The organism is Enterobacter cloacae complex sp. CARB60 (genome assembly GCF_036487345.1).
Classification (GTDB): domain Bacteria; phylum Pseudomonadota; class Gammaproteobacteria; order Enterobacterales; family Enterobacteriaceae; genus Enterobacter; species Enterobacter asburiae_D.
On sequence record NZ_JAZKLC010000002.1, the window covers coordinates 2,588,574 to 2,610,769 of the forward strand.

At 56.0% G+C, this 22,196-nt stretch carries 21 protein-coding genes; 13 read left to right on the forward strand and 8 right to left on the reverse strand.

What is annotated here, in order from left to right:
- Both umuC and umuD read right to left on the reverse strand, forming a co-directional pair.
- Positions 1-1,263 (reverse strand): translesion error-prone DNA polymerase V subunit UmuC, encoded by a 1,263-nt coding sequence (gene umuC / locus V4835_RS13280; RefSeq protein WP_331412453.1) that lies wholly within the window; start codon positions 1,261-1,263, stop codon positions 1-3.
- Positions 1,247-1,681 (reverse strand): translesion error-prone DNA polymerase V autoproteolytic subunit, encoded by a 435-nt coding sequence (gene umuD, locus V4835_RS13285; RefSeq protein WP_008500532.1) that lies wholly within the window; start codon positions 1,679-1,681, stop codon positions 1,247-1,249. Before umuD ends, umuC begins: the two co-directional genes overlap by 17 nt.
- Before the next feature lie 289 nt (positions 1,682-1,970).
- On the opposite strand from umuD, the gene V4835_RS13290 reads away from it, so the two are divergent.
- Entirely contained in the window at positions 1,971-2,171 is a 201-nt protein-coding gene (locus V4835_RS13290; RefSeq protein WP_032657653.1) for a hypothetical protein, read from the forward strand.
- A gap of 45 nt (positions 2,172-2,216) precedes the next feature.
- On the opposite strand, the gene V4835_RS13295 is transcribed toward V4835_RS13290, so the two are convergent.
- The gene (locus V4835_RS13295) at positions 2,217-3,083 is read right to left on the reverse strand and encodes an aldo/keto reductase family oxidoreductase (RefSeq protein WP_331412454.1); all 867 of its coding nucleotides are present in this window, start codon (positions 3,081-3,083) and stop codon (positions 2,217-2,219) included.
- 143 nt (positions 3,084-3,226) lie between these two features.
- On the opposite strand from V4835_RS13295, the gene tcp reads away from it, so the two are divergent.
- On the forward strand, positions 3,227-4,888 hold the full coding sequence (gene tcp, locus V4835_RS13300; protein ID WP_331412455.1) for a methyl-accepting chemotaxis citrate transducer: 1,662 nt from the start codon (positions 3,227-3,229) through the stop codon (positions 4,886-4,888).
- Positions 4,889-4,915: 27 nt separating this feature from the next.
- On the opposite strand, the gene smrA is transcribed toward tcp, so the two are convergent.
- Positions 4,916-5,479 carry a DNA endonuclease SmrA gene (gene smrA / locus V4835_RS13305; protein ID WP_063143001.1) on the reverse strand — a complete coding sequence of 188 codons (564 nt, stop codon included), beginning with the start codon at positions 5,477-5,479 and terminating at the stop codon, positions 4,916-4,918.
- A 357-nt stretch (positions 5,480-5,836) separates the two neighbouring features.
- Positions 5,837-6,748, reverse strand: coding sequence for a LysR family transcriptional regulator (locus V4835_RS13310; RefSeq protein ID WP_331412456.1), 912 nt, complete (start codon positions 6,746-6,748; stop codon positions 5,837-5,839).
- 175 nt (positions 6,749-6,923) lie between these two features.
- Here V4835_RS13310 and V4835_RS13315 point away from each other — a divergent pair, with 175 nt between their 5' ends.
- The 7 genes from V4835_RS13315 (at position 6,924) to uspE (ending at position 14,092) form a co-directional block, all read left to right on the forward strand.
- A complete protein-coding gene (locus V4835_RS13315; protein ID WP_331412457.1) occupies positions 6,924-8,234 on the forward strand; it encodes a M20 family metallo-hydrolase in 1,311 nt (436 codons plus the stop codon).
- Positions 8,234-9,679, forward strand: a complete 1,446-nt coding sequence (locus V4835_RS13320) for a M20 family metallopeptidase (protein ID WP_331412458.1) — start codon at positions 8,234-8,236, stop codon at positions 9,677-9,679. The genes V4835_RS13315 and V4835_RS13320 overlap by 1 nt, the downstream gene beginning before the upstream one ends.
- Before the next feature lie 35 nt (positions 9,680-9,714).
- A complete protein-coding gene (abgT, locus tag V4835_RS13325) occupies positions 9,715-11,241 on the forward strand; it encodes a p-aminobenzoyl-glutamate transporter (RefSeq protein WP_063142997.1) in 1,527 nt (508 codons plus the stop codon).
- 10 nt (positions 11,242-11,251) lie between these two features.
- Positions 11,252-11,767, forward strand: a complete 516-nt coding sequence (gene ogt / locus V4835_RS13330; protein ID WP_331412459.1) for a methylated-DNA--[protein]-cysteine S-methyltransferase — start codon at positions 11,252-11,254, stop codon at positions 11,765-11,767.
- Between the two features lie 183 nt (positions 11,768-11,950).
- A complete protein-coding gene (fnr, locus tag V4835_RS13335) occupies positions 11,951-12,703 on the forward strand; it encodes a fumarate/nitrate reduction transcriptional regulator Fnr (RefSeq protein WP_006174991.1) in 753 nt (250 codons plus the stop codon).
- Positions 12,704-12,849: 146 nt separating this feature from the next.
- Positions 12,850-13,032, forward strand: a complete 183-nt coding sequence (locus V4835_RS13340; protein WP_014883604.1) for a hypothetical protein — start codon at positions 12,850-12,852, stop codon at positions 13,030-13,032.
- A 109-nt stretch (positions 13,033-13,141) separates the two neighbouring features.
- Positions 13,142-14,092, forward strand: coding sequence for a universal stress protein UspE (gene uspE, locus V4835_RS13345; RefSeq protein WP_023335478.1), 951 nt, complete (start codon positions 13,142-13,144; stop codon positions 14,090-14,092).
- Positions 14,093-14,215: 123 nt separating this feature from the next.
- On the opposite strand, the gene pntB is transcribed toward uspE, so the two are convergent.
- Entirely contained in the window at positions 14,216-15,604 is a 1,389-nt protein-coding gene (gene pntB, locus V4835_RS13350; protein WP_063142995.1) for a Re/Si-specific NAD(P)(+) transhydrogenase subunit beta, read from the reverse strand.
- Positions 15,605-15,614: 10 nt separating this feature from the next.
- A complete protein-coding gene (gene pntA, locus V4835_RS13355) occupies positions 15,615-17,144 on the reverse strand; it encodes a Re/Si-specific NAD(P)(+) transhydrogenase subunit alpha (RefSeq protein WP_121423520.1) in 1,530 nt (509 codons plus the stop codon).
- Between the two features lie 535 nt (positions 17,145-17,679).
- Here pntA and ydgH point away from each other — a divergent pair.
- The 3 genes from ydgH to folM all read left to right on the forward strand — a co-directional run bounded on the left by ydgH (position 17,680) and on the right by folM (position 20,953).
- Positions 17,680-18,624: a DUF1471 family protein YdgH gene (gene ydgH / locus V4835_RS13360; protein WP_024909331.1), complete on the forward strand. Its 945-nt coding sequence runs from the start codon at positions 17,680-17,682 to the stop codon at positions 18,622-18,624.
- A gap of 184 nt (positions 18,625-18,808) precedes the next feature.
- A complete protein-coding gene (locus V4835_RS13365) occupies positions 18,809-20,191 on the forward strand; it encodes an amino acid permease (RefSeq protein WP_331412460.1) in 1,383 nt (460 codons plus the stop codon).
- 39 nt (positions 20,192-20,230) lie between these two features.
- The gene (gene folM / locus V4835_RS13370) at positions 20,231-20,953 is read left to right on the forward strand and encodes a dihydromonapterin reductase (RefSeq protein WP_121423518.1); all 723 of its coding nucleotides are present in this window, start codon (positions 20,231-20,233) and stop codon (positions 20,951-20,953) included.
- On the opposite strand, the gene V4835_RS13375 is transcribed toward folM, so the two are convergent.
- Positions 20,950-21,285, reverse strand: coding sequence for a GlpM family protein (locus tag V4835_RS13375; RefSeq protein WP_063142993.1), 336 nt, complete (start codon positions 21,283-21,285; stop codon positions 20,950-20,952). The genes folM and V4835_RS13375 overlap by 4 nt on opposite strands.
- A 128-nt stretch (positions 21,286-21,413) precedes the next feature.
- Between V4835_RS13375 and rstA the strand changes: the two genes are divergently transcribed.
- The gene (gene rstA, locus V4835_RS13380) at positions 21,414-22,130 is read left to right on the forward strand and encodes a two-component system response regulator RstA (RefSeq protein WP_063143057.1); all 717 of its coding nucleotides are present in this window, start codon (positions 21,414-21,416) and stop codon (positions 22,128-22,130) included.
- The last annotated feature ends 66 nt before the right edge of the window (positions 22,131-22,196 follow it).

A 22,196-nucleotide genomic window follows, 5' to 3' on the forward strand; every position in this document is an offset into this window, starting at 1 on the left:
CTACTTTGCCACCGGCAAATCGGCGTACCGCGTCGTATAGGCCGGTGACAGCATCTCACGCTTCATCGCCCAGGATTTCTCAATACCCTGCCCGGCGAACCATATCTTCCCTTTACCGGAATGATTTACGCTGTCCATCATCTCCATCAGCGCCGCGCTGTTGGCGCGCAGACGATTATCGTCAAACAAATTCAGCTGGGCGACGCCGCTGCTGAAAAAGTCCGCCAGCATGACCCCGGCTTTCATATAGCGATATCCGTCGAGCCATATACGCCCCAGCGCCTCCGTGGCGGCGCGGATGATATCGCGCGAGTCATTGCTGGGCGTCATCAGGGTGACCGAAGCCTGATTGCCATAATAAATTTCGTTTTCAGCATGCGGGCTGGTGCGCACAAACACGCTGATAAAACGACAGTATTGATGCTCGCCGCGCAGTTTCTCTGCGGCGCGTTCCGCGTAGGCGCAAATCGCCTGGTGCATCTCTTCATATTGCGTAATGCGGTGTCCAAAGGAACGGCTACAGATGATTTGCTGCTTCGTGGGGGTGAACTCTTCCAGATCAAGACAGGGCTCACCGCGAAGCTCGCGGGCCGTACGTTCCAGTACCACGTTGAAATGTTTGCGGATGACCCAGGATGACGCTTCCGCCAGCTCCAGCGCCGTAGTAATCCCCATCGCGTTCAGTTTTTTCGTGATGCGCCGCCCTACTCCCCACACCTCCTCTACCGGAACTTTTGCCAGCAGCTTACGCTGCCGCTCGCGGCCTGAGAGATCGACCACGCCGCCCGTGCTGGCCCAGCGTTTCGCCGCATAGTTGGCCAGCTTTGCCAGCGTTTTGGTCGGGGCAATACCGACGCCAACGGTTAAGCCCGTATTTTTAAAGACCTGCGTGCGCATCTGGTGACCGAACGCTTCCAGTGACAGGCAGTGACTGACCCCTGAAACGTTCACGAACGCCTCATCAATGGAGTAAATCTCTATTGCCGGGGCGAGATCGGTCAGCGTCTGCATGACCCGGCTGCTGAGATCGGCATACAGCGCATAGTTCGAGCTAAAAACGTAAACCCGCGACGGGTATAGCTTTTCTTTGAATTTAAAATACGGCTCACCCATTTTTATGCCGAACTGCTTTGCCTCCCGCGACAGTGAAATAATGCAGCCGTCGTTATTGGACACCACCACGATGGGTTTCCCCTCCAGATCGGGGCGGAATACCCGCTCGCAGGAGGCATAAAAGCTATTCACATCAACCAGCGCGAACATGTTTATGCGTTTTGAGCGTGTGGGTGACGACGCCGAAGATCTGCAGCTCCTCTTCGGACTGAAAGGTAATCGGCTGATAGCGGGCATTATGCGGCAGCAGCCTCAGAACCGGTCGGGTCTGTAGCTCTTTCACCGTAAACTCACCGGCGACCGACGCCACGACGATATCCCCATGTTCGGCATTTAACGACCGATCGACCACCAGCAGATCGCCGTCGCCGATCCCCGCCCCAATCATGGAGTCTCCACTCACCTTGATAAAATAGGTCGCACTGGGGTGTCTTACTGCCAGCCGGTTAAGATCGAGACGATCCTCCACATAATCCTGCGCCGGGCTGGGAAACCCACAGGCAACACGTTCTAAAAATAAAGGTAATTCAATGATTTGTTTTGGTTGATAAGAAAAGAGAGTGTCCATAATGCCTTTCTCGCCAGATGCTGTATATAAATACAGTATTACGGATTATGGACAAGGATCAAGGTCATTTCCGGAAGCGAACCCAAACGCGTTGAAGTTTGAGCGGTTTTTTAATTGAGCAACATCGCCCGCCGATAACAGGCCTGACAGCATAAGTCATATAAAAGTCATCTAGTTTATGACTTATAAAAAATAACATCACTACTCAATAACTACATGTTGACTTTAAAGTCAGATAAAAGCATATTTTACGGCACGAATTAACAAGACTTACTGGAGAATATTTTCCATGCCAGCCCGTGACTATCCAGACAAGCGTGTTGCACGCGGTCTGGCAAAGGAGGCCGATCTCAGGATGCTGAGCGCCCGCATCGATCCCGACCTGATGGAGTACATCAGAACCACCGCCTTTGAGACGCGTAAGAGTAAGCAAGAGATTGTGGCGGAAGCGTTAGCGCTTCACAGGCAGAAAAGTCAGACAGGACCCTAAGCGCGCAAAGCCGGAAGTCCCCTTCGGGCTTTGCGCATGTCACGTTTAAGTCATCAGCGAATTCAGCGTTTCCAGTGCTTCAGGCGGTAACTTCAGATCCGCCGCCGCGAGGTTTTGCCGCAGATGCGCCACGGAAGAGGTGCCCGGGATCAGCAGAATATTCGGGGAACGCTGCAGCAGCCATGCCAGCGCTACCTGCATTGGCGTTGCGCCCAGTGAATCCGCGACGGTCTTCAGCCCGGAAGATTGCAGCGGCGTAAAGCCCCCCAGCGGGAAGAACGGCACATAAGCAATCCCCTGCTGCGCCAGCAGATCCACCAGCGCGTCGTCACCCCGGTTCACAATGTTGTACATGTTCTGCACGCACACCACCGGCACCAGCTTCTGCGCTTCCGCAACCTGGGTGGCCGTGACGTTGCTCAGACCAATATGACGCACCAGACCCTGCTGCTGTAATTCGGCCAGGGTGGAGAGCGGTTCAGCAATCGATCCTTCCGCCGGCCCGTGTGCGCTAAACATGATCCGCAGATTCACCACGTCCAGCACGTCCAGCTGCAGATTGCGCAGATTGTCATGCACCGCCTGGGTCAGTTCCTGCGCGGAAAAGGCCGGCAGCCAGGCGCCTTTGTCGTCGCGACGGGCACCAATCTTGGTAACGAGCGTCAGATCGTCCCGGTACGGGTGAAGCGCCTCGCGGATCAGCTGGTTAGTGACATGAGGGCCATAAAAATCACTGGTATCAATGTGGTTCACCCCCGCCGCCGCCGCTTCGCGCAGCACGTCCAGCGCGGCCTGCTTATCCTTCGGTGGACCAAAGACGCCCGGCCCGGCGAGCTGCATCGCACCGTAGCCCAGTCGTTTAACCGTCCGCGTCCCGAGCGCGTACGTCCCGCTTTTATCAATACTGCTCATGTTAACCTTCCTCATAAAAATGATCCGGATTTACAACAGGTTCCCTCAAAGAACCTTTAGTTAAGCGCGAGTTAATTAAAGTTTAAATTCTCTACGACGATAGTAATGAAGTAACCCTGCATCTTCTCTAACGGACGACCGCTATGCTGAAAAACCTGCACGTGATTACCGGTATTATCTTTGCCCTCACCATATTCTGTCTGCTGCAAGTTGTCACGGGAGGGTTGTTCTACTCTGCCGTCAGCAACGATCGCCATAACTTCCAGAATTCCGGCGTGCTCAATGCCCAGCAGGAAAGCCTGAGCGACAGCGTGAACACGCTGGTGAAAACGCGCGTCACCGTCACCCGCGTGGCGATCCGCTACCTGAAGAACCAGCGCGACCCGGCTTCCCTTGCGGCGATCAATAAACTGCTTGGCACCGCAGGCGACTCGCTGGCAAAAGCCGAAGCCTATAACAAAGAGTGGCAGAAGCTGCCGCAGGTTAACGGCCAGGAGGCGGCATTAACCGACGAGATGCAGAAATCCTGGAACCAGATGCACGAAGTGATGCGCTTATCAATTGAGTATCTGCGTGCCGACAACTATCAGGCCTATGGCGATCTGGACGCGCAGCAGGCGCAGGACGAGATGGAAGCGGTCTATAACCGCTGGCGCGCCGAAAACAACACCCTGCTGAAGGCCGCAACCGAAGAGAACCAGAGCAGCTTCACGCAGATGCAGTGGACGCTGGCGGCTATTCTGCTAGCCGTTATCGCGGTTCTGGTGGTCATCTGGCAGGGTTTACAGCACCTGCTGTTAAAACCACTCCACTCCATTATGAACCATATTCGCGCCATTGCAGGGGGCGACCTGACGCAGGATATCGCCATCTCTGGTCGCAACGAGATGGGGCAGCTGGCCGCCGGCCTGCATGAGATGCAGCAGTCGCTGGTGAGCACCGTCAGCGCCGTACGTGGAAGTACCGATTCCATCTACACCGGCGCAGGCGAAATTGCCGCGGGAAGCAACGATCTTTCCGCCCGCACCGAGCAGCAGGCCGCCTCGCTGGAAGAGACCGCCGCCAGCATGGAAGAGCTGACCGCGACGGTTAAACAGAACTCCGATAACGCCCGTCAGGCCACGCTGCTGGCGAAAAACGCCTCTGAGACGGCCGCGCGCGGCGGTCACGTCGTGGATAACGTGGTTCGCACCATGAACGAAATCGCCGACAGTTCGCAGCAAATTGCGCATATTACCGGCGTGATTGACAGCATCGCGTTCCAGACCAACATTCTGGCGCTTAACGCAGCGGTGGAAGCGGCCCGCGCCGGGGAACAGGGTCGTGGTTTTGCGGTTGTTGCAGGCGAAGTCCGCACGCTGGCGAGCCGCAGCGCGCAGGCGGCGAAAGAGATCAAAGGGCTTATTGAGAACTCCGTCAGCCGGGTAAATACCGGTTCTGAGCAGGTTAGCGAGGCTGGCACCACCATGAAGGAAATTGTCGCCGCCGTTACCCGCGTGACCGATATCATGGGTGAGATCTCATCTGCCTCTGACGAGCAGAGCCGCGGTATTGAGCAGGTAAGTCTGGCCGTTTCGCAGATGGACAGCGTGACGCAGCAAAACGCCGCGCTGGTGCAGGAGTCCGCCACGGCGGCTGCGGCGCTGGAAGATCAGTCCGAGCAGCTGCGCCAGGCGGTAGCGGCGTTTCGCCTGAACGGCAAAGAAAAAGCGGTAGCCCCACGTCCTGCCAATCTGAAAACGCCGCAGCTGCTGCGCCCGGCCACGACAGCCGCCTCCACCGACAGCAACTGGGAAACCTTCTGAGTCACCGGCGGGCGAGGATATCGCCCGCTAGCGGCTGCGCTTGGCGTGACGCTCCCAGTTTTCCTGTTTTGCTTCATCTGATTTTCGCAGTGAAACATAACATGCCCCGCTGCCGCCGTGATGCGGCAGCGCCACGCAGAAGGCCTGCACTTCCTCAAACTCGGTTAACCAGCGCGCCAGATAGCTGCGCACCACATTGGGATGCGAGTTCTGCTCGCGCCCTTTCCCGTGAATGATAATAAGATTGCGTAACCCGTCTCGTCCGGCCTGGCGAATAAAAGAATAGAGCATCTGACGGCAGCGTTCGGCGGGCTGACGCAGGAGGTTTAAGCTGGCTTGGCGGGCATATTTACCCGTGCGCAGCTTATCCATAACGCCCTGCTGTACCCCTTCGCGCTGGAACGCCAGCGGTTCTTCCAGGGGAAGCATGTCGAGAAAATCCAGCGTCAGGAAGTTATCCAGCTGTTCGCTATCCACCTCCTCGCGCGCCCGCGTATTGCGGCAGGGCTGCCAGTGAATATCCGCGCAGCGCTTCAGGGGCTGGACATCTTCCATGGCGTCAAGAAAAAATGATTTGTCGTCAGGGTTCATGGACATCCTCCGGCTACATCTGAGGACTGTACTATACCTGCGCCAGAGACCGGCCTCAATCACCGTTACAGGGCGATGCGTGGCAATAATATTAACCTGATGAATATATATAGTATTTATAAAATAGACTTAAATGCGACTTAACTAAAATTTCAGCAAAGGTAAAATAAGTGATTTGTGTTAAATTTTCGTAAAATCAACCACTCAATAGCCTTCCCTTTTTCGGGAAAGGTGTTATACCTAAATAAACCTGCTTCATGGAAATAATACTCAGGATTGGCGAAAGGATGCACTGCTGTGTGTACTATAGGGTCTGTCTGATGTCGGGCAGATCCTGTTTTTTTTATGTTCTCTTTTTTACGCTACGACTATTTTTCTCGCTTCCCTTCTGAATTGCGTAATTAATGACTCGGCAAGGGGTGTCTGACGTGAATCTCGGCGCTGAATTAAATAATAGGTTGCTTTTGGAAGCGATTCGACTACCGGCAGCATGACCAGGCGGTGCGCCAGCAGCGGGTCACAGCCAAGCTCCTGCGGCAATATGCTTAAAAAATCACTTTGCGCAACCAGGCTAATACAGGAAGAAAATGTTTCGCAAACCACGCCAATTCGCGGTATTTGCGAACGATCGCTAAATACCTCTTCTAATTGCTTATAATAACTTCCCCGCGGCGTCGGCATTGTCCAGTTATAATGCAGAAGTTCATTAATGGACGTTGCCCCCATGGCCGGATGTCCTTCACGACAAAATACCGCAAACGGTTTTTCGAAAAGCTTTTCAAACGTAAATTCCTGGTCGTAAGGCCCCTGATAATAGGTGTTGATGGTGAAGTCCAGTTCGCCCTGGCGTAATTCATTGATCATCGACACCAGCTGCCCTTCCATAATCCGCACCTTGACCTGCGGATGCTGCGCGTGAAAGCGGGTGATAACGGCGGGCATCAGGCTTCGTGAAACGCTGGCCCCCATCCCGATGTTGATCTGCCCGGCCAGCTCGCCCTGCCGCTGACGGATATCATCCTGCGCCGCGCGCAGCTCTTCCAGAATTAATCTCGCGCGCTGGTAAAAGCCCTCACCGCATTCGGTTAACGCGACGCCCTTACTCCTGCGCACGAAAAGCTGCGCCGCCACGCCCTCCTCCAGCTCTTTGATGGATTTGGTCAGCGCCGGCTGCGAAAGATTCAGCGCCCTGCTGGCACCGCGAATGCTGCCATGACGCGCGACCTCAACAAACGCCCGGATTTGATGAAATTTAATCTGGAATGTCATAGCCCGACCGATAACCGTTGTTTATCAGAGTAAAGAAACTGTCATCTACTTTAATGGAAAGGGATGTGCGAGGGTAATTCCTGAACGGTTAAAACTGTGAAATATCGGTTAGTGATAAGTAAAAACTATCACAGCGTGAAGCAGTTCACATATTTTAATGATGACAGGAACAGATATGGACACACTGGCGCAGTACATCCAGACGTTATCCCCGCAGCTGAGCGCATGGCGTCGTGATTTTCACCATTATGCGGAATCCGGCTGGGTAGAGTTTCGTACCGCCGCGAAAGTCGCGGAAATCCTCGACTCGCTGGGTTACGAGCTGGCGATGGGTCGCGACGTGGTCGATGCCGAAAGCCGGATGGGGTTGCCCGATGCCGCAACCCTGGCGCGAGAGTTTGCCCGCGCGCGGGCGCAGGGCGCGCCTGAGAAATGGCTGGCACCGTTTGAAGGCGGGTTTACCGGCATTGTGGCGACCCTCAATACCGGGCGTCCTGGACCGATCCTGGCGTTTCGTGTCGACATGGATGCTCTTGATTTAAGCGAAGCGCTGGATGAAAGCCATCGCCCGTTCCGCGACGGTTTTGCCTCCTGCAATCCGGGAATGATGCACGCCTGCGCGCACGACGGCCACACCACGATTGGTCTGGGGCTGGCGCGGGTGCTTAAGCAGAATGAAGCGCAGCTTAACGGCACCCTTAAGCTGATCTTCCAGCCTGCCGAAGAAGGCACCCGCGGCGCGCGCGCCATGGTTGCCGCCGGGGCGCTGGACGGCGTGGACTATTTCACGGCCATCCATATTGGTACCGGCGTCCCTGCCGGAACGGTGATTTGCGGCAGCGATAACTTTATGGCCACCACCAAGTTCGACGTGAACTTTACCGGCGTAGCCGCACACGCGGGCGGTAAACCGGAGGACGGACGTAACGCCCTGCTCGCCGCCGCGCAGGCCGCCCTCGCCCTGCACAGCATCGCCCCGCACAGCGAAGGCGCCTCCCGGGTGAACGTCGGGGTGATGCAGGCGGGCAGCGGACGCAACGTGGTGCCTGCGAATGCCCTGATAAAGGTTGAAACCCGCGGCGAAAGCGAAGCGATTAATCAGTACGTCTTTGAACGCGCGCAGGCGGTTATCACCGGCGCAGCGGCGCTCTACGGCGTGCGCGCCGAAATGCGCCTGATGGGTGCCGCGACCTCCAGCGCGCCGACACCGGCGTGGGTTGATTATCTGCGCGAACAGGCAAGCCAGGTTTCCGGGGTTGTCCACGCCATAGATAAGGTGAAGGCGCCAGCAGGCTCCGAAGACGCCACGCTGATGATGGCCCGCGTGCAGCAGAACGGCGGCATGGCTTCCTATATGGTGTTCGGCACGGATTTGAGCGCCGGACATCACAATGAAAAATTCGACTTTGATGAGCAGGTCATGACTATCGCCATCGAAACGCTGGCGCGGACCGCGCTCAATTTCCCGTGGACGCGAGGTGTGTAATGCAGGAGAACTACGCTTTTATTGCCGATGCGATCGACACGCGATGTCGGACGTTAACCGATATTGCCGACGCGATCTGGGATCGTCCTGAAACCCGCTTTGAAGAGTTCTGGTCCGCCGAACGGCTCGCCAGCGAGCTGGAGTCAGAAGGATTTACGCTGACGCGCGAGGCAGGCGACATTCCCAACGCTTTTATCGCCAGCTTCGGCAGCGGGAAACCGGTCATCGCCCTGCTGGGCGAATACGATGCGCTGGCAGGACTTAGCCAGCAGGCGCACTGCGCAACGGCGCAATCCGCCACTCCGGGGGCCAACGGCCACGGCTGCGGGCATAACCTCTTAGGCACCGCGGCACTTGCGGGCGCGGTGGCGGTGAAAAGCTGGCTGGAGCAGCACGGCGGCAGCGGAACGGTGCGTTTTTATGGCTGTCCCGGTGAAGAAGGTGGCTCCGGCAAAACCTTTATGGTGCGTGAAGGTCTGTTTGATGACGTCGATGCCGCCGTCACCTGGCACCCGGAAGCCTTCGCCGGGATGTTTAACGTCAGCACGCTGGCGAATATTCAGGCCGCCTGGCGTTTTCAAGGCGTGGCGGCGCATGCGGCCAACTCCCCTCATCTGGGACGCAGCGCGCTGGACGCCGTGACGCTGATGACCACCGGCACCAACTTCCTCAACGAGCACATTATCGAAAAAGCGCGCGTCCATTACGCCATTACCGATACCGGCGGGATTTCACCCAACGTGGTGCAGGCGCAGGCTGAAGTGCTGTACCTGATCCGCGCCCCGGAGATGGCCGATGCGCAGCAGATTTACGAACGTATCGAGAAAATCGCCCAGGGCGCGGCGATGATGACCGAAACCACCGTCGAGTGTCGCTTTGATAAAGCCTGCTCCAGCTACCTGCCGAACCGCACGCTCGAGGCGGCGATGTATCGCGCCCTGCAGCACTACGGCACGCCGCTCTGGACGGAGGAAGAACGCGCCTTCGCCCGCGAGATCCGCGCCACCCTGACGCCCAACGATCTGCAAAATAGCCTGAAAAATATTGCCGCAACGGGGGGTGACGCGGGTAAATCCTTTGCCCGTCGTCATCAGGAGACGCTGCTGGTGGATGAAGTCGCGCCCTATGCCATCACCGACAACGTGCTGGCGGGTTCAACCGACGTGGGCGACGTCAGCTGGAAAATGCCGGTCGCCCAGTGCTTCAGCCCCTGCTTTACCGTCGGCACGCCGCTGCACACCTGGCAACTGGTGGCGCAGGGGCGTACCTCCATTGCCCACAAAGGCATGCTGCTGGCCGGAAAAGTAATGGGCGCGACCGCGCTCAATCTGCTCCAGGACGCAGCGCTGCTGAAAAAATGCCGTGAAGAGTTCGAACAACAATTACAAGAACAACCGTACGTGTGTCCGATCCCAAGAGGCGTGACACCGTCACCTTTAAAATAAAAAACACAACAACACAACACTCCCGAGGAACGCCCATGAGTATGTCATCCATACCTTCGCATTCCCCATCCGGTAAGCTCTATGGCTGGGTTGAAAGGATCGGCAATAAAGTGCCGCACCCTTTCCTGCTGTTTATCTATCTGATTGTGATTTTAATGGTCGCCACCGCCGTGCTCTCCGCCTTTGACGTGAGCGTGCGCAGCCCGGCTGACGGCAGCCTGGTGGCGGTAAAGAACCTGCTCAGCGTTGACGGGCTGCACTGGTTTTTGCCGAACGTTATCAAAAACTTCAGCGGTTTCGCCCCGCTGGGCGCCATTCTGGCGCTGGTGCTGGGCGCCGGGCTGGCGGAACGCGTTGGCTTGCTGCCCGCATTAATGGTGAAGATGGCTTCGCACGTCAGCGCGCGTTACGCCAGCTATATGGTGCTGTTTATCGCCTTCTTCAGCCATATCTCCTCCGACGCCGCGCTGGTGATCATGCCGCCGATGGGGGCGCTGATTTTCCTCGCCGTCGGGCGTCATCCCGTGGCGGGCCTGCTGTCGGCGATTGCGGGCGTGGGCTGTGGATTCACCGCCAACCTGCTGATCGTCACCACCGACGTGCTGCTGTCGGGCATCAGCACGGAGGCGGCGAAGACCATTGATGCGGCAATGCACGTCAGCGTGATCGACAACTGGTACTTTATGGCCTGCTCGGTCATTGTCCTGACGATTGTCGGCGGGCTGATTACCGATAAAATCATCGAGCCGCGCCTGGGAAAATGGGAAGGCCGTAGCGATGAAAAGCTGGACACCCTGAGCAAAGAGCAGCGCTTCGGCCTGCGCGTGGCTGGCGTGGTCTCGCTGGCCTTTATCGCGCTAGTGGCGCTGATGGTGGTGCCGGAAAACGGCATATTGCGCGATCCGGTTAAACATACCGTCCTGCCGTCGCCGTTTATTCAGGGCATCGTGCCGCTGATTATCCTCTTCTTTTTTGTCGTTTCGCTCGCCTACGGCATCGCGACCGGCAAAATCCGCCGTCAGGGCGATCTGCCTCAGCTGATGATCGAGCCGATGAAGGAGATGGCGGGCTTTATCGTGATGGTGTTCCCGCTGGCGCAGTTTGTGGCGATGTTTAACTGGAGCAACATGGGCAAGTTTATGGCCGTGGGCCTGACCGACGCGCTGGAGGCGGCCGGATTAAGCGGCGTACCGGCGTTTGTCGGCCTGGCGCTGCTGTCATCCCTGCTGTGCATGTTCATCGCCAGCGGCTCCGCCATCTGGTCGATTCTGGCCCCGATCTTCGTGCCGATGTTTATGATGCTCGGGTTCCATCCGGCGTTTGCCCAGATCCTGTTCCGCATCGCGGACTCCTCGGTGATTCCGCTGGCGCCGGTTTCGCCGTTTGTTCCGCTGTTTTTAGGCTTCCTGCAGCGCTATAAACCGGAGGCCAAACTGGGTACCTACTATTCGCTGGTTTTACCCTACCCGCTTATCTTTTTAGGGGTATGGCTGGTGATGCTGGTGGCATGGTATCTTGTCGGCCTGCCGATTGGGCCGGGGATATACCCGAGGCTGAACTAAAGGAATAAGGATGCTGAGATTACTCGAAGACAAGATTGCGACGCCGCTCGGGCCGCTGTGGGTGATCGCGGACGAGCAGTTCTGCCTGCGCGCCGTCGAATGGGAAGAGCACAGCGACCGCATGGAAGAACTGCTCCATGTTCACTACCGCGCGCAGGGGTATGAACGTATCCGCGCCGCCAACCCGGGCGGACTGAGCGACAAGCTTGCAGCCTACTTCGAAGGCGATCTCAGCATCATCGATACTCTGCCGACCGCCACGGCAGGCACGCCTTTTCAGCGCGAAGTGTGGCAGGCCCTGCGGTCGATACCGTGCGGGCAGGTTATGCATTACGGCCAGCTTGCGGAGCAGCTAGGCCGCGCAGGGGCCGCACGTGCAGTGGGTGCCGCGAACGGCTCCAACCCGGTCAGCATCGTGGTGCCCTGCCATCGCGTCATTGGCCGCAACGGCACCATGACGGGCTATGCCGGCGGCGTGCAGCGCAAAGAGTGGTTGCTGCGTCACGAAGGGTATCTCTTGCTTTAGTTCCCAGGCTTTTAGTGCTTAATTTTCTTCCGGTTAGGCTAAAAATCCATAATCAAGCTGTGGAATTTCAAGAAGATGGCGACACGTTGCCGTCTCTTGTCCTTATTGAGGGTTTGTCAGGCTTACGTACTTACCAAAAAGATGTTAAAATTGACCAATATCAATTAAGGCTTGAGCAAACCTATGATCCCGGAAAAGCGAATTATACGACGCATTCAGTCTGGCGGTTGTGCTATCCATTGCCAGGATTGCAGCATCAGCCAGCTCTGTATCCCGTTTACCCTGAATGAGCATGAACTCGATCAGCTTGATAATATCATCGAGCGCAAAAAGCCTATTCAGAAAGGGCAGACGCTGTTTAAAGCGGGAGACGAACTGAAATCGCTCTATGCTATCCGTTCTGGCACCATCAAGAGCTACACCATCACCGAACAGGGTGATGAGCAGATCACCGGCTTCCATCTGGCGGGCGACCTGGTGGGCTTTGATGCCATCGGCACGGGCCATCATCCGAGCTTTGCTCAGGCACTCGAAACCTCGATGGTTTGCGAAATCCCGTTTGAAACCCTGGACGACCTGTCCGGCAAGATGCCTAACCTGCGTCAGCAGATGATGCGTCTGATGAGCGGTGAGATCAAAGGCGATCAGGACATGATCCTGCTGCTTTCCAAAAAGAATGCAGAAGAGCGCCTGGCCGCGTTTATCTACAACCTCTCCCGCCGCTTCGCCGAGCGTGGCTTCTCGCCGCGTGAGTTCCGTCTGACGATGACGCGTGGCGATATCGGTAACTACCTGGGTCTGACCGTGGAAACCATCAGCCGTCTGCTGGGCCGTTTCCAGAAAAGCGGGATGCTGGCCGTTAAGGGTAAATACATCACTATCGAAAACGGTGAAGCGCTGGCCGTTCTTGCCGGGCACGCCCGCAACGTGGCGTAACTTCCCGCCTGTTGATGACCAGACTGATAAATTCTTGTGATTTATTGGTCTGGTATAATCACATCCGTTTCAAGATATTTTCACCGCAGCACGTCCCCACACAGCGCCCGAAAGGTTCTCGTTGAGGTTATGAATTGAGAGAAAGTTTGTTTTTCGTTTCAGTCGTGATTGCCTCTGTGACCTTTATCTTCATCTGGATCATGCTTGTTGGCCCGATGAAGGGGGAAGAAAAAACCTACGTCCAGGACTCCACGACCTTTGCAATAGCGGTGATGGTGCTGCTGTTTATTGCGTTTATCGCGGTGACGACCACGGTACTTTTCCTCTGATAATTTTTCATGAATTATTGATCTGGTAAAACCTCCCCTCTGTTTCATTCAGGATATATAGGTTACTCTTTTAATTACAGACTGTGGTGACAGTAGTAAGGAGACCTGTATGGCCAAGTATCAAAACATGCTGGTAGCTATCGATCCGAATCAGGACGATCAGCCAGCATTACGACGTGCTGTGTATTTACATCAACGGATTGGTGGCAAAATCAAAGCGTTTTTGCCGATCTATGACTTCTCGTATGAGATGACCACCCTTCTGTCGCCTGACGAGCGCACCGCTATGCGTCAGGGCGTCATCAGCCAGCGTACCGCGTGGATCCGTGAACAGGCGAAGTATTACCTGGAAGCGGGTGTGCCCATTGATATTAAAGTGGTCTGGCATAACCGACCTTTCGAAGCCATTATCCAGGAGATTGTCGCCGGTGGGCACGACCTGCTGCTGAAGATGGCGCACCAGCACGACAAGCTGGAATCCGTAATTTTCACCCCGACCGACTGGCACTTGCTGCGTAAATGCCCCTGCCCGGTCTGGATGGTGAAAGACCAGCCGTGGCCTGAAGGCGGAAAAGCCGTTGTCGCGGTAAACCTCGCGAGCGAAGAGGATTACCACAATTCGCTGAACGAGAAGCTGGTGAAGGAAACCATCCAGCTTGCCGATCAGGTGAATCATACCGAAGTGCATCTGGTGGGCGCCTATCCGGTCACCCCGATTAACATTGCCATTGAGCTGCCTGAATTTGACCCGAGCGTGTACAACGACGCGATCCGCGGTCAGCACCTGCTGGCCATGAAAGCGCTGCGCCAGAAATTCAGCATTGATGAGAAAATGACCCACGTGGAAAAAGGGCTGCCTGAAGAGGTGATCCCGGACCTGGCGGAACATCTGCAGGCGGGGATTGTGGTGCTGGGCACCATTGGCCGGACCGGTATTTCTGCCGCGTTCCTCGGCAATACCGCCGAACAGGTGATCGACCACCTACGCTGCGACCTGCTGGTCATTAAGCCGGATGAGTACCAGACGCCGGTTGAGCTGGACGACCCGGAAGACGATTAACCAGTAAGATGAAAAAAAACCGTCGGGGAACCGGCGGTTTTTTTTTGCCGGGTGGCGGCTTCGCCTTACCCGGCCTACGGGTTTGGTAGGCCCGGTAAGCTTGCGCCACCGGGCTTTACCCTGTCAGAGTGATTTCAGAATCGCATCCACGCTGGCTTTGGCATCGCCAAACAGCATGTGGGTGTTCTCTTTGAAGAACAGCGGGTTCTGAACTCCGGCATAGCCGGTATTCATGGAGCGTTTAAACACAATCACGTTCTGCGCCTTCCACACTTCCAGAACAGGCATACCGGCGATTGGGCTACCCGGATCGTCCTGTGCAGCAGGGTTAACGGTATCGTTGGCACCAATGACCAGCACGGTGTCGGTGTCGGCGAAATCATCGTTGATCTCATCCATTTCCAGCACGATGTCGTAAGGCACTTTCGCTTCCGCCAGCAGCACGTTCATGTGGCCAGGCAGACGCCCTGCCACCGGGTGAATACCAAAGCGAACCTTGATCCCGCGCGCGCGCAGCTTCTCGGTGATTTCCGCAACCGGATACTGCGCCTGCGCCACCGCCATGCCGTAGCCCGGGGTGATAATGACCGTGTGCGAGTTTTTCAGCATGTCTGCGGTATCTTCCGCAGAAATTTCACGGTGCTCACCCACTTCTTCATCCGCGCTGGAAGAAGACCCATCGGTCCCGAAACCACCGGCGATAACGCTGATGAACGAGCGGTTCATCGCCTTACACATGATGTAAGACAGGATCGCACCGGAAGAACCCACCAGCGCACCGGTGACGATCAGCAGGTCGTTGCTCAGCATAAAGCCTGCCGCCGCTGCCGCCCAACCGGAGTAGGAGTTCAGCATTGAGACAACCACCGGCATATCCGCACCGCCGATGGACGCCACCAGGTGCCAGCCGAACGCCAGCGCGATGATGGTCATTACCAGCAATGCCAGCACCTGCAGACCGACGCTTTCGGTACGCACGAAGACCACCAGCAGTACAAACGACACCACCAGCGCCGCCAGGTTCAGCTTATGACGGTTTGGCAGCATCAGCGGTTTAGAAGATATCTTCCCGCGGAGTTTGCCGAACGCGACAATAGAGCCGGTGAAGGTCACCGCACCGATGAAGATACCGAGGAACACTTCCGTCAGGTGGATGTTCACCAGAATCGGTTCCAGGCCCGGTTCGTGATACAGGTAGCTGTTGAAGCCCACCAGCACCGCCGCCAGACCCACGAAGCTGTGCAGAATAGCAACCAGCTCCGGCATCTCGGTCATTTCAACGCGTTTTGCCAGGCGAATACCAATCGCGCCGCCGATGATCATCGCCACCAGGATCCACGCCACGTTGCCGGTGTCCGGCCCAAAGATGGTGGCAATCAGCGCAATCGCCATCCCGGCGATACCAAAGTTATTCCCCTGCTGAGACGTTTCGTGTTTGGAAAGCCCCGCCAGACTGAAAATAAACAGGATTGCAGCAACAATGTATGCGGCTGTCACTAATCCTCCAGACATATGCTACCCCTTAGCCTTTACGAAACATTTTCAGCATGCGCTGAGTCACGGTGAAACCACCGAAAATATTGATACTGGCGATCAGCACCGCGATAAAGCTCAGGAAGCTGATCCAGCCGCCGTGACCAATCTGCAGTAACGCCCCCACCACGATGATCCCGGAGATAGCGTTGGTTACCGACATCAGCGGCGTATGCAGCGCATGGGAGACGTTCCACACCACGTAGTAGCCTACGACGCAGGAGAGCGCGAAGACGGTAAAGTGGCCGAGGAACTCTTTCGGCGCAACGTCAGCCAGCCAGCCGAACAGAATAATTACCAGCGCCATGATCGCGTATTTGCGCCACGGAGAAGCCGGTTTGGCGGGTTCTTTTGGCGCGGGCGCCGCTTTCGGTGCCGCCTGAGGCTGAGCAGAAACCTGAATAGGCGGCGCAGGCCAGGTAATTTCACCTTCGCGGACGACGGTGACGCCGCGTACCACCACATCGTCGAAATCAACGGTGACGTTGCCGTCTTTCTCTTTGCAAAGCAGCTTCAGCAGGTTGACCAGGTTAGTGCCGTAGAGCTGAGAAGACTGCGTTGGCAGACGGCCCGGCAGATCGGTATAACCGATCACCTTCACGCCGTTCGCGGTCGTGGTCACCTGATTCGGTACGGTATATTCACAGTTACCGCCGTTTTGGGCGGCCAGGTCGACAATCACGCTGCCCGACTTCATGGAGTCAACCATCTCACGGGTAATCAGCTTCGGTGCCGGTTTACCCGGGATAAGCGCGGTGGTGACAATAATGTCGACATCTTTCGCCTGGGCGGCGAAGAGCTCCATTTCGGCTTTGATAAACGCTTCGGACATCACCTTCGCGTAACCGTCGCCGCTGCCTGCCTCTTCCTTGAAGTCCAGCTCAAGGAATTCGGCACCCATACTCTGGACCTGTTCCTTTACTTCAGGACGGGTGTCAAAGGCACGTACGATAGCGCCCAGGCTGTTTGCCGCACCGATTGCGGCAAGGCCCGCCACGCCCGCGCCAATCACCATCACTTTCGCCGGAGGGACTTTACCCGCGGCGGTGATTTGACCGGTAAAGAAGCGGCCAAACTCATGAGCCGCTTCAACAATGGCGCGGTAGCCGGCAATGTTTGCCATGGAGCTTAAGGCATCCAGCGACTGCGCGCGCGAAATGCGCGGCACGGAGTCCATCGCCATCACGGTCACGCCGCGGGCCGCCAGCTTCTCCATCAGCTCCGGGTTTTGCGCAGGCCAGATGAAGCTCACCAGGGTCGTCCCCGGATTCAGCAGCGCAATCTCACTCTCTTCCGGTGCGTTGACCTTCAGAATCACCGGCGACTGCCAGACGTCGGCACCGTCGACCACTTCCGCGCCAGCCTGGATAAAGGCCTCGTCATCGAAACTCGCCAGTTTGCCTGCGCCGCTTTCAACCGCGACCGTAAAACCCAGCTTAAGCAGTTGCTCCACCGTTTTCGGTGTTGCCGCTACGCGGGTTTCATTGGCTAACCGTTCTTTTGGTACCCCAATACGCATAGTTTTCCCTTCCATCGGTTTTTGATGATGGTTTATCGATAAATGCCCGCGGTTTGTATCAATATTCGCCATCACGCGAGCGACGAAATATGATTAACCCCGGAAAATAAAACAGTAACAAACTGTCTATAACCTACTGAAAATAGCGCTCGCGATCTACCGCCAGAAAACACTATTTCTTACTTTATCTGTGAAAAATAAGCGATCGGCGTCACTGACAGTGATATTTACCTTAAATTCATTGCCAGAACCGATAAATCGCGCAAGCGAAGCGGTAAAAACATGATATAGCGCCATAAGAGAACAACTTATTAACATTAAATTAACTTGTAAAAGTCATATGCTTTATCAGTTTTACTTGTCAAACGCGTGTTTTTTCAACATATCACTAAATGTTATAGAAATTGGTGATTCAGTCAGCACAGGCAGTGAAAAATGGCGCAGACAGCGACGGGTTTTAAATGCAATAATCGGGACCGTCTCAAATTAACAACAATACCAGTACATGGTTTGCGCAAGGCGAAGGATCATTTTTATGAAGCTTAAGAACACACTCCTGGCGTCCGCACTTCTTTCCGCGACCGCCCTGTCTGCGAATGCCGCAACAGAGTTAACGCCGGAGCAAGCGGCAGCGTTAAAACCTTTTGACCATACGGTCATTGTGGGTCGTTATAATTCTATTGGCGACGCCGTCGCCGCGGCATCAAAAGCTGCTGATAAAAACGGGGCTGCCTCGTTTTATGTCGTTGACCAGTCCGATTACGGCAACAGCGGTAACCAGCGCGTGACCATTGCGCTGTTCAAAGACAATGCGCCAAAAGCTGACGCACCGAAAAACCGCGTGATCAACGGTGTTGTTGAACTGCCGAAAGATCAGGCGATTGAGCTGGAACCTTACGACACCGTCACCGTTCAGGGCTTCTATCGCAGCCAGCCTGAAGTGAACGATGCCATCACCAAAGCCGCGAAAGAGAAAGGGGCCTACTCTTTCTTCATCGTGCGTCAGGTCGATGCTAACCAGGGTGGCAACCAGCGTATTACCGCGTTCATCTATAAAAAAGATGCGAAAAAACGTGTTCTGCAGAGCCCGGATGCCATCCCGGCGAATTCAGAAGCAGGTCGCGCGGCAATAGCAAAAGGCGGCGAAGAAGCGAAGAAAGTTGAAATTCCAGGCGTAGCAACGACGGCTGCCCCAAGCGCTGAAGTGGGCCGTTTCTTTGAAACGCAGTCCACGAAAGGTGGCCGTTACTCCGTTACGCTGCCGGACGGTACCAAAATTGAAGAGCTGAACAACGCCACTGCCGCGCAGATGGTGCCGTTCGACAGCATCAAGTTTACCGGCAACTACGGCAACATGACGGAAGTCTCTTACCAGGTCGCGAAGCGTGCGGCGAAGAAAGGGGCGAAGTATTACCACATCACCCGCCAGTGGCAGGAACGTGGTAACAACGTGACCATCAGCGCCGATCTGTACAAGTAACAAAATCGTTTACGAAAGGCGGCGCAATGCCGCCTTTTTTGTTACTTTTTTTGAATTTCTGTCCCACGTCATTGCATGCTTTCGTTACACTCCGTAAAATCCCGCGCCTTAGTGTGATCCACCATTTTTATGCGCCTGAGCGAAATAATTATTCTGGATTTTGACCTTTCATAACAGGAAGCCAATGGAAAAGAAACTTGGCCTGAGTGCTCTGACTGCACTCGTTTTAAGCTCAATGCTGGGTGCAGGCGTATTCAGTTTGCCGCAGAATATGGCGGCCGTCGCCAGCCCTTCCGCGCTCATCATTGGCTGGGGCATTACGGGTGTCGGAATACTGCTGCTGGCCTTCGCCATGCTGCTGCTCACCCGCATTCGTCCGGACCTGGACGGCGGCATTTTCACCTATGCGCGTGAAGGTTTCGGCGAGCTGATTGGCTTCTGTTCCGCGTGGGGATACTGGCTGTGTGCGGTTATCGCCAACGTCTCCTATCTGGTTATCGTCTTCTCGGCGCTCAGTTTCTTTACCGATACGCCTGAGCTGCGCCTCTTTGGCGACGGGAATACCTGGCAGTCTATTGTGGGCGCCTCGGTGTTGCTGTGGTTCGTCCACTGGCTGGTGTTGCGTGGCGTACAAACGGCCGCCAGCATCAACCTGGTGGCGACGCTGGCGAAACTGGTTCCGCTCGGGCTGTTTATCGTTCTGGCCTTTATTGCGTTCCGTCTGGACGTATTCAAGCTCGATTTCAGCGGCGTTGCGCTGGGCGTTCCCGTCTGGGAGCAGGTGAAAAACACGATGCTGATTACCCTGTGGGTGTTCATCGGCGTTGAAGGCGCGGTCGTGGTTTCTGCCCGGGCCCGGAATAAACGCGATGTGGGCCGCGCTACGCTGCTGGCCGTACTGGCTGCGCTCGGGGTCTATCTGCTGGTGACGCTGCTGTCGCTGGGCGTGGTGGCGCGTCCTGAGCTGGCGGAAATGCGTAACCCGTCAATGGCAGGCCTGATGGTGAAAATGCTCGGCCCCTGGGGCGATGTGGTGATTGCCGCAGGGCTGATCGTCTCCGTCTGCGGCGCTTACCTGAGCTGGACCATCATGGCGGCTGAAGTGCCGTTCCTGGCCGCGACGCACAAGGCGTTTCCACGCCTGTTTGCCCGTCAAAACCAAAACAGCGCGCCGTCGGCATCACTCTGGCTGACCAACATCAGCGTTCAGGTCTGTCTGGTGCTGATCTGGCTCACAGGTTCTGACTATAACACCCTGCTGACCATCGCCTCGGAGATGATTCTGGTACCCTATTTCTTAGTGGGTGCGTATCTGTTAAAAATTGCCACACGCTCTGCGCATTATGTCGTGGGCGTCGGAGCCTGTATTTACGGCCTGTGGTTGTTGTATGCTTCCGGACCTATGCATCTGCTGCTGTCGGTAGTGCTGTACGCACCGGGTCTGCTGGTGTTTATCTACGCCCGCCGCACGCATCAGCTGGAGAACGCGCTGAAACGCCGTGAGATGGCATTAATTGGACTGCTACTGGTTGCTGCCCTACCGGCAACCTGGATGTTAATGGGATAGCATCGCCTTTCCCATTGTTGAACTGTTAAGGAGAATACGATGGGAAATGCACCGCTTCGCCCAATACTGATTACCGGCGGAGGCCGCCGTATCGGCCTCGCCCTCGCCCATCACTTTCTCAACCTTCGCCATCCGGTCATTGTCAGCTACCGTACGGAATACCCGTCGATTGAAGGGTTACGCAAAGCCGGTGCTGTCTGCATCCAAGCTGATTTTTCAACCGATGAAGGCATTCTGGCTTTCGCGGAAGAGGTGAAATCCACCACGACGGGGCTGCGCGCCGTGATCCATAACGCCAGCGCATGGCGTGCCGAAAAACCCGGTACGTCTCTCAGCGAAACGCTCTCCGCCATGTTGCAGATCCACGTAAATGCCCCTTATCTGCTCAACCACGCCCTGCAGGATCTTCTGCGCGGTCATGGGCACGCTGCGGGCGATATTATTCACTTTACCGATTATGTGGTGGAGCGCGGAAGCGACAAGCACATCGCCTACGCGGCCAGCAAAGCCGCGCTGGATAACATGACGCGCTCGTTTGCCCGCAAGCTCGCGCCCGAGGTGAAGGTGAACGCCATCGCCCCGGCGATGATTTTGTTTAACGAAAACGATGATGCGGAGTATCGCCAGCAGGCGCTGAATAAGTCGCTCATGAAAATCGCCCCGGGCGAGAAAGAGGTCATCGACCTTGTGGATTACCTGCTCACCAGTTGCTACGTCACCGGCAGAACCTTTGCCGTGGACGGCGGCCGACCGCTGCGCTAGTGAAAGCGGCTCCAGAAGAAAATTAACACCCAGGCGCTGAGTCCCCAGCAGACAACCGCCCCGCTCAGCGCCAGGGGAAGACGCAGAAAACCGGTGAAATACCACAGCGAAAGCAGGTACAGAAAATACGGAATGATAGACCACATGCCAAACACGATGGTCGTGCGTAACGCTTCCGTGCCCCGTTCAGAAGCCACAATATAGTGAGCAATCAGCGCAAAGGTCGGAAACAGCGGAATTAGCCCGGCAATATAGTAGTTTTTCGTTTTTGCCAGAACGCCAATCAGTAACACCACCAGCGCGCCCAGCGCGGCTTTGATCACCAGTCCCATATTTTTCCCTGGAATAATCAACTCACAATATGAGCCAGAATAACGGAACCGGCGTTAATTTTGAAAGATTAATGGAAGGTTAAGGTTTCGCGGTGTATGTTGGCTTTTTTCACGAAAACAGACGCTGTATGAATAAGATTGTTTATGTTGAAGACGAACCCGAAGTCGGGCAACTGATCGCCGCGTATCTGGGTAAACATGATATGGACGTCATTGTTGAACCTCGCGGCGATCGTGCCGAAGAGGTGGTCGTCCGTGAAAACCCGGATCTGGTGCTGCTGGATATCATGTTGCCAGGCAAAGACGGCATGACGCTCTGCCGTGACCTGCGCGCCCAGTGGGAGGGACCTATCGTCCTGCTCACCTCACTGGACAGCGATATGAACCACATTTTGTCGCTGGAGATGGGTGCCAATGACTACATTCTGAAAACCACACCGCCTGCCGTCCTGCTTGCACGCCTGCGCCTGCATTTGCGCCAGCACGCCAGCATCGAACGCGAAGCGCCCGCGCCGTCCCTGACGCCGCACAAAGCGATGCGCTTCGGTACGCTGTCTATTGACCCCATTAACCGCCAGGTGCTGCTCTCTGGCGAGCTTATCGCCCTCTCCACCGCGGATTTTGACCTGCTGTGGGAGCTGGCAACGCACGCCGGGCAAATCATGGACCGCGACGCGCTGCTGAAAAACCTGCGTGGCGTGAGCTATGACGGAATGGACCGCAGCGTTGACGTGGCGATTTCGCGCCTGCGCAAAAAGCTGCAGGATAACGCTACCGAGCCCTACCGCATTAAAACCGTACGTAATAAGGGCTACCTGTTTGCCCCACATGCGTGGGAAACCTGATCGCGTCTCCCGATAAGATAACCTGCGCGAAATGAAGGCATTGCGCGACGATGCCCTTCTTTCGCG